The organism is Loktanella salsilacus (assembly GCF_900114485.1).
GTDB classification, from domain to species: domain Bacteria; phylum Pseudomonadota; class Alphaproteobacteria; order Rhodobacterales; family Rhodobacteraceae; genus Loktanella; species Loktanella salsilacus.
Genome location: NZ_FOTF01000046.1, coordinates 1 through 11,104, shown reverse-complemented (window position 1 = coordinate 11,104; position 11,104 = coordinate 1). Strand labels below are relative to the sequence as shown.

The following is an 11,104-nucleotide window of genomic DNA, read 5'->3' as shown; positions in this document are numbered from 1 at the left end:
TCAGTCCAAGCCATTGTGATCTCCATTCAGCTTCACAACCGAACAGAATCACAAACCACTGAACTCACTCAAATAGTTTTAAATCGGGCTCTAAGGCAATCTTGGCTTTACTCCTTCTGTCCAGTCTCACGGCCTGTGCAGAAAATCAGGGCCGCCAAACAAATTGCTGGTCCTCGAACGCGCTGTCATTTGCTGCGTCTGACGCCTCGGTGACGGACTGCGATTGGATCCCCATTGGTGGGTAAAATGGTGCGCCTTCCCGCCATGGCGCTTGCGCTGACCGCCTCCGGGGCGGTGGCGCAAGGTGTGCCGGAGATTGATGTGTCTGCGCTCGCCCAGATGCAGTCGATCAACGCGGGCGAACAGGCCCAGATGGCTGAGCAAGCCCAGATCAGCGCCACGCTGACCCAAAACCTCGGATCGCGGACTGATCAGATCGCCGCCTTGCAGGACACCATCAATATGCTGCGCGGATCGTCGGCCATGACGACGGACCTCGAAGGCTTGGACGGTATGGTTGCAAGTGCGGTCTATTCGATTGAGGACAACAACCCTTATGCCGGGCGGTTGTTCGGTGACGCCCGTGAAACCATCGAGTCGATGATCGCGCAGACGGCAGTGAAGTTCGGCAACGACCCGGCACTGGCTGCAATCGGGATCAACGCGGTTGAGTTTCGGTGCTGGTTTCAGGCGCTGGTCAAACAGGAAAGCCGGTTCCAGATCGGGGCGCGGTCGCCAAAGGCGGCGTTCGGGCTGACGCAGATCATCCCCGGCACGGCGCAAGACCTCGGCATCTATCCGGCCTACTACACCGACCCCCAGCTGCAACTGGACGGCGGGGCGCGCTACCTGATGCAGCAAATTCGCCGCTTTAAAAGTATGCCCTTGGCGCTTGCAGCCTACAACGCTGGCCCCGGTGCCGTGATGAAATACGACGGCATCCCGCCCTACCGGGAAACGCAAGATTACGTCAAAAAGATCAGCGGTTTCTACAACACCTATGCGGCCCAGATCAGCGGCGCAGACCAGACCGGGACACTGGCGCTGGAAGATATTTCGATTTCTGAAATGTCGAACATATCGGACGCGGCCATGTCCTACGCCGGATACAGCCAAGAAATTCTGATCCAGTCGCTCTCGCGGCTGCAAGAGATTTTGCGGCGTATCTCGCTCTCGGCCTCGGCCAAGGAAGCGATGGACCTCAACAGCTACGCTAAGGCGGAAGTCACGCGCATGGCCGGTGTTTTGACCCGGCTCATGGCGGTGAAGCGCAAGGCGGAATGGGCGCAATATGGGATGCTCTTTGCGGCCTACGCCCGCGACCGTGAATTTTTTGAAGGAGTCACACGATGAACAAATTGCTCTCGACCGTTGCCGTGGCCCTCGCACTGACTGGTGGCTCTGCCGCGGCGCAGGGTGTCCCAACGATTGACGTGTCCTCCATCGCCCAACTGCAACAGATGTTGGCGGAAGCCCGGTTGCAACTCAATGAGGCGGTGTCCCAGAACCTCAAACTGGACGACCAGACCTTGAAGCTGATCGCGCAAATCCGGCTGATGGAAGATCAATACAAGGCGCTGACGGACAGCTTTGCCGAAGGCAAGCTGCTGCTGACGGGCGACTGGTTTAAGGACTTTTTGCCGGAAATTCCTGACATTCAAGCGTCATTGCAGGACGCCTTGGCTGGCAACTGGAGTGCGATCGGTGCGGGCGGGAATATCGGCGGACGCGCGACCACGGCCATTGTCGGTGGCATCTTTGCGAGCGCCGGCACGTCTACCACGCAAATGAAGGACCTCGCAAACAGCGAAGATCCTGCGGCGGCGCGGATCGGGGTGCAGGGCAACACTGGCGCGATGATGGGGGTGGCTGCGGAAGCCTCGCAAGAAGCGGCTGGAAAAAGTCTCGAACGGATCGGAGAACTGACGGGCAACATTCCAGACACGCAGGGCATGAAAGCGGCGATCGATCTGAACACGCGCATGACCGCTGAAATGGGCATGGCGCTGGCGAATATCTGGCAACTCGAAGCGGCCCAGACCATCGGTCTCGGCCAAGCCGGTGTCATGACAGCTGCCACGCTTGCGGATGAACAGAAATATCTGGACCTGACCCCCTCGGACACATCGGAATGATGAAAAGGAAGAACACCACGAAAACCCTGCTGCTGGCCTGTGCTGCTGTCGCCGCAATGACTTCGCCTGTGATTGCACAGACCTATAAAACACAGTCTGATGATGGTGTTCGTCACCTTGTGCCAAAGGATGAAAGCAAACAGAACGCTTTCGGCAACTTGATCCAGTCACGGGCAATCGACATGGGTTTTTTCCAATGGCCCATCCCCAGCAAGAAAGTTGCCGCCGACCCTGCAACCCGCCCTCTCCAAGTATCGAGCTGCGTTGGACATAATCCAGACTACCGGCCTGCACCTGAATTTTCTAGCGAGCGTGACTTGCAGGTCCGCAAATCAGGTTTGGCAAAAACCTTCCTGTATGAATGGGCAGCATACGAAAACGCAATTACGGAACTGGATTGCACCTGCAACACTCTTATGGCTGACTGGCCCACTGCTGTCGCAGCCTTCGATGCGCTGACAGAAGGTGTCGATAATCCGAATTTCTTTACGCCGACACCGATCATGGCTCGGGACGCAATCAAGCGGGACTACGACCGCATGTGCGACATCACCATGCTACTCGAACTGGAATAATTGAATGGCAATCGTCGCAGAAGTTATGGGTTTCATCGACACCGCTGTCAGTGGTGCGGCGGAAGATACCTTTGTTGCTGTGGCGAATGGCTACGGCGGGATCATTACGATCTTGGCCGTCATGGCGTTCATGGTCTTTGGGGTTGCTGTGGCGCTCGGAGTTGTGACGGCGCGGGCTGGAGATCTGACACAACTCGTTCTTAGGATTGTGCTGATCTTCATGTTCGGGCTTTCGTGGGCCAATTTTGAAGTAATCTACAATGCACTGACTAATACGGGTGACGGCTTGGTCACAGCCCTGTTTTCTGTCGCCAATGATGGCACAGCTACATCGTCTATAGACCTTGCCGAAGGTTTTGCGGATCAGGCACAAATCGCGGCAGGGTCAGTTATCAAAGCGGAAAGTGCCATTGCTAGAGGCTTTCTCGGTGCCGCTATGTATCTGCTGCTTGCCCTCTTGCAAGCCGCCTACATTCTAGTTGCGGGCTTCGCCAAGATTATGATCGGTATTCTGGTTGGTCTGGCACCCTTCGCCATAGCGGCAACCTGCCTGAACCGGACACAATTTCTCTTTGAGGCATGGGTATCGTCGCTGATCGGCTACTTCATGTATCCGGTCGCCGCTGCCGGTGTGATGGGGTTTGTGGCGTCAGTTGCCGCCGCTGCCTTCGAGACGCGGGATGAATCAACCCTTATCGGTATCACTGGCGTCGTCGTCATTATCATCGTCGGCATCTACGGATTGCTGACGATCCCGCAAGTAGCCTCGAACATCACCGGGCAACTGAACCTCGGCGGAATTGCTCCGCAAGCGCTTAGCATCGTCAGTCGTCCTGCAATCAAAGCTGGTGAGATTGGAAAAGGTGCTGCGGCGCAGATCGCGAGTGGTTTCACGACAGGCGGCGAAACCGTCCAGCGGGCGAACCAGAATCGCCGCTTCGGATCGGCCATGGACATGAAGCTGGCGAACGTCGGCGCGAAACTTTCAGACAACTCGGCTGGGCGTTTCGTCCAGCGGCGGCGCGATGTGCAATTTGCCCGCGCGTCCAACGAACGCCTCCGGGCCAAAGCTAAAACTTAACCGCAAACGCGACCTCAAAGATTGGAGAACGGCATGACCTCGCTCACTGCTGAACAGAGAAAGATTCTCAAAAGCCCACTTTCAAAGGTCGCGCCGCAGGATCGCGCCGACGTTGAAAAAGCGGTCGCTGCGGCCAGTGAAGCGGGCGGTTCCTACTTCATTGCTGAAACCATCCTCGGGATGCGCCAGCGGGAAAAGCGGGCGTGGGCCGTGGCCGTCGTCGGGATGGTTCTGGGGCTGGCCGGGGTCGGCATGGGGGCCTACGGGCTGGCCCACAATGAGACCCAAGCCTACCTCGCAATCGTGGACAAGGACACGGGCGTCGTGGAGCGCGGCGTCAGCGTGGACCGCGCCAGTGTGGACCAGCAACAGGCGGTCGTAGAAAGCCTGATCTACGCCTACGTCATGGACCGCGAAACCTATGACGCGGACGACAACGAATACCGCATCCTGTCAGTGTTCAAGCGGTCTGCGATCCCGGTTCGCCAGTCCCTCGAACGGCTGTGGACGCCGGGCAGTTCCAACTATCCGCCCGAAAGCTACGGTGTGGACGGCACCGTCGATGTGACGATCAACAACGTCCTGATGATCGACAACGACACGGCGCAAGTCCGGTTCACCAAGACACTGCGGCGTCCCAACGCCCCGGTCCAGCGCGGCGATTTCGTCGCAACCGTCACCACCAACTTCAATCCCAGCACGGTCGATAACAACCTGCTCCTTTGGCAGAACCCATTTGGGTTTCAGGTCACTGGCTACCGTGTCGCATCGGAAGGAACGAGCGAATGAATAAGCTGCTGTGCGCCGCCCTGCTGGCGGTATTTGCCACCCCTGCCCTCGCGGAGACAACGCCCCGGTCGATGCGTGTCGATGCGCGGAGCGCCACCGCGAGTTATCAGGAAGGTCAGGTTTACAAGATCAACACCCAACTGCGCCGGGTCACGCTGATAACGCTCGCTCAGGGCGAACGCTTTGTGGACTTCAAAGCCGGTGACACGGAAAGTTTTCAGTTTGCCGACACGGACGGCGGCAACGCCATTCTGGTCAAGCCGGTGATTGCGGGGGCCGTGACCAATGGCGTGATCGTCACGAACCAACGGTTCTATCTGGTCGAACTGCACGAAAGCGCCTCGGCGCGTCCGCACTATTCTGTCAGCTTTCAGTCGCCAGCCGGAAGCACGGCGGCGGCGGCGCAATCCTCGGTGCCAGCGGGAAAACCGCAGACCTATGTGATTTCGGCCGCCACGAAGGACGCCCAGATCAAGCCGGTGAATATCTATGACGACGGCAGGCGGACATTCTTCACCTTCAGCCCCGACGCGCCGATCCCCAGCATCTACCGGGCCGACGCTCAAGGCCGGGAATACATCGTCAACGGTCGCACGGATGGAACGCGCGTGACGGTCGGGTCGCGGTCTCACCGTTGGGTCATTCGCTACGGCGACGAATATATCTGTGTTCAAAGCGGGAGAATTACCAATGGCTGATGAAGTAGCAGACCGCGCCGCCCGTCTGAAGGGAGCCAAGAAAAAGTCGAACGTCCCTGCCCTGATTGGTGTGGCGCTGATAACCGGCCTCGCAGCTGGCGGCGCTAGCGTGGCCTACCTGTCAGGGCGCGATGGATCAGTGACGATCCCGCAACGCGACACGTCCGATGCGTCCGAATTTCAGCGTGAGGCGACAGACGGCTTCACGCCGGTGATCGCCCCTGCCCCCGACTTTCCAGTGACAGAGACCGGCCCCTCTGAGGTGGAAATTGCGCTGCAAAACCGGCTGGACGAAGTGACCCGTCAATTGGAAGCGGCCCGCAATCAAGCACCCGCTGCGCCTGCGGTCGATACGACCCAGCTTGAAACGCTCCAAACGCAACTTGATAAGTTGGCGACTGACATGGCTGAACGATCGGCCCAGGTTCAGGATCTTGCCAACGAGCGTGACCAGCTCAACCGCGACCTAGCGCGCACCCAAGCGGAAAATTCTAGTCTGCTGCTGCAAGTCAATCAGGCCAGCAACGACTCTCTGGCCGAACAAATGATGGCGGAGGAAAGGCTGGCGCGGCAACAGGAACTTGAACGGCGGCGGACGGAAGCGGAATCCATTCGGCAAGCGCAGATCAACAGCCCCATCGACGGCATGTCAGGCGGCGGGACGGAAAGCGAAGGCCGCGACTATACCGGCGATGAGGCGTTCATCCGTGCCGGGTCGGACAAGATCGCGCCAACGCAATCGCGGATCATCGGTGCGCCGTCCAATACCGTCATGCAAGGCACCGTGATTGAGGCCACGCTAACCACCGGCATTAACTCGCAACTCTCTGGCACGATCACCAGCACGGTCTCCTACGACATTTGGTCATTCGACATGAGCCGGGTCCTGATCCCGCGCGGGTCGCAGATGTTTGGTCGCTACGCGAACGAGGTGGCCGTTGGCCAGAAGCGGGTGCTGGTTGCGTGGGACCGCGTTGTCACCCCGAATGGGCAGGTTGTGGACCTTGAAGCCTACGGGTCGGATCGGCTGGGACGGTCTGGTCTGACTGGAAAGGTCAACAGTCGGTTCCTGCAAAGGTTCGGGTCTGCGGCGCTGATTTCGATTTTCAGCGCGGCCCCGGCTGCTGCTGCGGCCAGCGTCCAGAACGGCGAAAGCGCGATCTTGGCAGAGGCCGTCAGCACGGACGCCAGCGACAACGCCAGTGCGGTGATCGAAGAATACCTGTCACTGGCGCCGATCATCACGGTTCAGCATGGCTCGGTGATTATGGTCATGGTCACGAACGACATGGAGCTGTTCTAGTGTCCTCCTATCTCGCGGAATACCTCAAGCCGTTCGATCCTCTCTTTCAGGATCAGACGGTGATCGAAGTCGTCATAAATGGTGACGGTCAGTGCTATGTCGAACGGCAGGGCCTGGCCCAGATGGTGCGGGCCGCTGACCACGATATTACGCCGCAAGCCGCAAAAGACATTGCACAGCAAAGCGCGAACGAAAGCGCGACGGCGCTGACAGAAAAAGCGCCGCTACTATCCACGTCGGTCGAACACGCGGGGATGATGCTGCGCGTTCAGGCGGTGATCCCGCCCGCATCGGCCAGCGGCACAGTCCTGTCGTTTCGGATATTTCGACCGGGCCATACTGGGGAGCCGCGCACCTTCTCTTTTCTGCGGGACGACGTGACGACTTCTCAAGATGAAGAACGGACCCGAAAGCTGCGCCACATCGAGGGCATCGCCCGGGCGGGAAGCGTCGACGATTTCCTAACCGAAGTGCTGCGGCTAGAGCTGAACATCGTGATCGCGGGCGGCACGTCCACCGGGAAAACGGAATTGGGGCGTCGCATGCTCTACCTGATCCCCGATCACGAACGTCTGGTGACGATCGAGGATTCCTCCGAACTCCGGCCGCGCCAGCCCAACGTGGTCAGTCTGATCGCAGACAGATCCCCGGCCAGCCCGCGCACGGCGGAAAAACTGCTGCAAGCGACCCTGCGCCTGCGTCCTGACCGGATCATTGTGGGCGAGCTGCGCGGGTCAGAGGCGGCGACCTTTCTGGAAGCGATCAACACCGGCCACGGCGGATCGTTCACTACGTTGCACGCGCAGACCGCCCGCAAGGCGATGGATCGGTTGGCGCTGATGGTGATGGGGACGGGAACACAACTGCAATATGCGGAAGTCATGCGGTATCTTCGGGCGACTATCGACCTTGTGATTCAGGCTGGTCGGGTCGGGAACAAGCGGGGCATCGTGGAGATATACTTGCCGTCTCTTGATGTTTTGTAGCGGGCAAGCGTCGTGCATCGCTATCTCAAAAGGTCTGATTGAATGAGTCTAATCGGCTCGAACTGTCAGGCAGTCCCGTCTCAAACACTAAGCGTTTCTGGCCGACACCGGAACTTCGCTGCAGGCCAAACGGAGGTCCGCCGTGCGGCCCAAGCAGACATTGCTACTTTCCCTGAGTTTTGAAAGATCTGCCCTAAGCTTAAAGGAAGGTTCACGCTCTGCTTCATCTTGGTTCATACGGTCCTGCCGTCGCCCGAAGCTCGCCAGTAGAAGCGATGCGTGCAGGAATCGGGGCCTTCATCGGTCTTGCGCTTGCCGGAGCCTTTATTTTAGCACCGACAATCGATCTGACTTTAGGGCTATTCCTTGTGGCTCCATTTGGGGCGACTTCTGTCCTGCTTTTCGCATTGCCAAACAGCCCACTTGCCCAACCATGGTCTGCGATTGTCGGCAACATTGTGGCGGCTTTAGTCAGCGTGTCCGTGTGCTTGATCGTGCAAGACCCCGTCTTGCGTATTGCTTTAGCCGTCGGCCTTGCGATCACAGCTACTATTCTGTGCCGTGCTCTACACCCACCGGCTGGTGCTGTTGCGATGACTGCCGCGATGAGCCCTGACGCAGTGCGGGAACTTGGGTTTCTTTTCGCTATCGTGCCAATCGGGCTAGGCACGGTCGTGCTGGTTCTAATCGCCATCGCATACGGACGCCTGACCGGGCGACATTACCCTTTCCGGCAGTTTGACGCCCCAAACATTCACGGCACCCAAGACCCTGTGCCGATGGAGCGTTTGGGATTGTCAGAAGCCGACCTGACAAACATTCTTGATCGATACAAACAATCCTTCAATCTTGGCGTGGAGGATTTGGCCCGGCTTATCGGCGCGGCGGAAATGCAGGCGGCGGCCCACAGATCAGAGCCTACTACCGCCGGTGCAATAATGTCGCGCAATCTGGTGACCGTAAAACCTGACACAACTGTGACAGAGGTCGCCGACCTATTTAGGCGTCACCGGTTCACAGCGGTGCCGGTTGTCGGCGAGGCGGACAGGTTCTACGGCATCATTTTTCAGATCCACCTCATTGATCGCGCACGTGATGACGGACTGCGCTTGAACCGAAGTTTCGGCAAGGCGATGGGTCGACTGCTTGACCGACAAAGAGAGATACCTGTGCAAGCTGCAGATATCATGAGCGTCGGCGGCCCGCGTGCCACGTCAGGAACGCCACTTTCGGCGCTTTTGCCGCAGATGGCGGACGGTGCTATCGACGCTGTGCCCGTCCTGGATCGCGGTCGCATCGTTGGGATCGTCACCCGCACAGACCTGATCAGCGCTTTGGCGCGCGAAAGCCTAAAATAGCTTTTCAAAGCGCCTCTGTGCCTCGAAATACCGGGCGGTCACGGCTGCGCAAAAATTGTTCAGCGCAAAAAGAACGCCAAGGCCATTGTCGCACCAATAGAGGTGACAAAATAGCGCAACAGGTCGGTTTGTACGATGCGCCGGGTCAATCTAGCGCCAAGATACCCGCCAATCGCCGAACTCACCGCCATGATCAAAGCCTGTTCCCATTCAATCAAACCTGCGCTGATAAAAGCCAACGCAGAGACGAGCGAGACTACGGCCGAAAGGACGCTTTTCAGTCCGTTCATGCCGTGTAGATTTACGTATCCAATAAAACCAAAGGTCGCGAGCAGCATGATTCCAAGCCCGCCGTTGAAATAGCCCCCATAGATTGACACCGTCACAATGGCAAAAGCCGAACCGACGGCTCCGACCTTTCCCGCTCCTCTTTGTCGCAAATGCCGCAAAATGAACGGCCCCAAGGCAAACAGGATAGTAGCAAGTAGCAAAAGCCATGGCACAACCCACAAGAAAGTATCACCTGGCGTAACAATCAGAAGCAACGCACCAATGATGCTGCCAATAACGCCGATGAAAACGATGGCGTTAAGTGAAAGCGCACCTTCGGCCTGCATATCCTGGCGAAAGCCCCACGCGCTGGTTACATAACCCGGTAGCGCTGCCAAAGTCGCCGTTGCACTGGCGCTGACAGGCGGCACGCCGACGTAAATCAGTGCCGGAAAACTGATAAATGTTCCGCCACCAGCCACGGCGTTCAAAAGCCCTGCGGTCAAGCCGGCGAGCGCAAGAATTGAAATTTCTAACATTATGGAGCTTTCCATTTGAGGTTTTAGATACAGAAAAGTTGCGGGAGTGATCACCGGAAAGGCGCATCACGCACTGGCTACTGCGCAACCAGGTTCGGCAGCGCCGCAGACATATGCGCCGAAGGCTGAGGCACCGCGAGTTGATAGACTGATCCGTCATTGAGGCCCTTCAATCGAGCTATGCCGTTAGCTTTACTTGATGCAATAAGGTTTGCGTTTTGGGTCTCCAAATGACCTGAACATTAATTCCTTCTTCCGCGAAAAGGGTTGTGGCACCGGCCAATGGTTTTAATCGATTAATTTATTTAGCCTCTTGCTTTCGGATGACATCGTCTCTTTCAGCTCATACAATGGTCTGCAAATTGGTCTAAGAATGATGCCGTGACGAAAAGCATAAAAACCGTTCTTCCAGAGCTACGCTTTGCCATTGAGAGTGTCGCCCCTGTCGGTGGAGACCGATTACCGTCTGAGCGGGAGTTGTCGAAATCGCTGGGGTGCAGTCGCGAAACGCTCCGGGGCTGCTATGATATCCTAGAGGCAGAAGGCAGCCTTTGGCGGCATGTGGGGCAAGGCACTTTTCGGGGCCGCCGACCACGGCACATGCCGGTCAAAGAGACGCTTCTTGTGGAAGGAGCCACGCCCCCGGATTTGATGCGCGCGCGTCTTATAGTGGAACCGCAAGTCGCGGCCGAGGCAGCCCAACATGCTGATAAATCTGACGTCATAAAACTTCGCAGCAAAGTGGCGGGCGGACGCGCAGCTCGAGACAGATCAGAGTGTGAGCAAGCCGATGACGCGTTTCACCGGGCTGTCGCTGAAACGTCGCGCAATCCTGTTCTAGTCGGCTTCCTTATCTACCTTTCGGGTGCCCGCAGGCGCGTTGTGTGGCAACGTGAATGGGATCGCACCTATCGGCGCATTGCACCCAATGAATTCCAGACAATTCACAGCGATCAACATAGCAAAATCGTAGATGCGATCGAGGCTGCCGATCCAGCCGCTGCCCTAAGAGCAATGGAGGCACACCTGAAGTCTATCGAACTGATGATACTCGACCCCACACCCCATCAAAGAAGAGAGTAGTCCGACAATATAAAATCCATATGGGCAGGCGGGGTCAGTAAGCTTGGGCTCGTTCCGGCGCTTCACCTCAGTCAGCACCGAGCTTTTGAGTTCGGACAGCCGACCCTTTTCTGCGGCTAGCAGCCATGTCCACTGTGCAGACTTCGCCGACATTGACGGTTGCTGGGCGAATATCTGCTATTAGTCTCCAGATAGTTCGCGGACAAATAAACCTTGCTGGTGCGGCCTGACGCAGCAGGCCTTTGCTTCGGGGCTGCGTAGCTCTGCCAATCATCCTTGCAAATTCT

At 57.6% G+C, this 11,104-nt stretch carries 11 protein-coding genes; 10 read left to right on the top strand and 1 reads right to left on the bottom strand.

Going from position 1 to position 11,104, the window contains the following annotated elements; translation table 11 throughout:
* Positions 1–246 precede the first annotated feature (246 nt).
* The 9 genes from BM131_RS19280 (at position 247) to BM131_RS19240 (ending at position 8,925) form a co-directional block, all read left to right on the top strand.
* Complete coding sequence (locus BM131_RS19280; RefSeq protein WP_090192060.1) at positions 247–1,353, top strand: lytic transglycosylase domain-containing protein; 1,107 nt, start codon at positions 247–249, stop codon at positions 1,351–1,353.
* Complete coding sequence (locus tag BM131_RS19275) at positions 1,350–2,135, top strand: type IV secretion system protein (RefSeq protein ID WP_090192058.1); 786 nt, start codon at positions 1,350–1,352, stop codon at positions 2,133–2,135. The genes BM131_RS19280 and BM131_RS19275 overlap by 4 nt, the downstream gene beginning before the upstream one ends.
* Positions 2,132–2,710: a hypothetical protein gene (locus tag BM131_RS19270; protein WP_090192056.1), complete on the top strand. Its 579-nt coding sequence runs from the start codon at positions 2,132–2,134 to the stop codon at positions 2,708–2,710. The genes BM131_RS19275 and BM131_RS19270 overlap by 4 nt, the downstream gene beginning before the upstream one ends.
* A gap of 4 nt (positions 2,711–2,714) precedes the next feature.
* Positions 2,715–3,791 (top strand): TrbL/VirB6 family protein, encoded by a 1,077-nt coding sequence (locus BM131_RS19265; RefSeq protein ID WP_090192054.1) that lies wholly within the window; start codon positions 2,715–2,717, stop codon positions 3,789–3,791.
* Positions 3,792–3,824: 33 nt separating this feature from the next.
* Positions 3,825–4,580 (top strand): VirB8 family type IV secretion system protein, encoded by a 756-nt coding sequence (locus BM131_RS19260; protein ID WP_090192053.1) that lies wholly within the window; start codon positions 3,825–3,827, stop codon positions 4,578–4,580.
* Complete coding sequence (locus BM131_RS19255; RefSeq protein ID WP_090192051.1) at positions 4,577–5,278, top strand: TrbG/VirB9 family P-type conjugative transfer protein; 702 nt, start codon at positions 4,577–4,579, stop codon at positions 5,276–5,278. The genes BM131_RS19260 and BM131_RS19255 overlap by 4 nt, the downstream gene beginning before the upstream one ends.
* Positions 5,271–6,581: a TraB/TrbI/VirB10 family type IV secretion system protein gene (locus tag BM131_RS19250; protein WP_090192050.1), complete on the top strand. Its 1,311-nt coding sequence runs from the start codon at positions 5,271–5,273 to the stop codon at positions 6,579–6,581. The genes BM131_RS19255 and BM131_RS19250 overlap by 8 nt, the downstream gene beginning before the upstream one ends.
* A complete protein-coding gene (locus BM131_RS19245) occupies positions 6,581–7,567 on the top strand; it encodes an ATPase, T2SS/T4P/T4SS family (protein WP_175499492.1) in 987 nt (328 codons plus the stop codon). The genes BM131_RS19250 and BM131_RS19245 overlap by 1 nt, the downstream gene beginning before the upstream one ends.
* 218 nt (positions 7,568–7,785) lie before the next feature.
* On the top strand, positions 7,786–8,925 hold the full coding sequence (locus BM131_RS19240; RefSeq protein ID WP_425434321.1) for an HPP family protein: 1,140 nt from the start codon (positions 7,786–7,788) through the stop codon (positions 8,923–8,925).
* Positions 8,926–8,984: 59 nt separating this feature from the next.
* On the opposite strand, the gene BM131_RS19235 is transcribed toward BM131_RS19240, so the two are convergent.
* Complete coding sequence (locus BM131_RS19235) at positions 8,985–9,734, bottom strand: sulfite exporter TauE/SafE family protein (RefSeq protein WP_090192045.1); 750 nt, start codon at positions 9,732–9,734, stop codon at positions 8,985–8,987.
* A gap of 381 nt (positions 9,735–10,115) precedes the next feature.
* On the opposite strand from BM131_RS19235, the gene BM131_RS19230 reads away from it, so the two are divergent.
* Positions 10,116–10,817, top strand: a complete 702-nt coding sequence (locus BM131_RS19230) for a FadR/GntR family transcriptional regulator (protein WP_090192044.1) — start codon at positions 10,116–10,118, stop codon at positions 10,815–10,817.
* Positions 10,818–11,104: the final 287 nt, after the last annotated feature.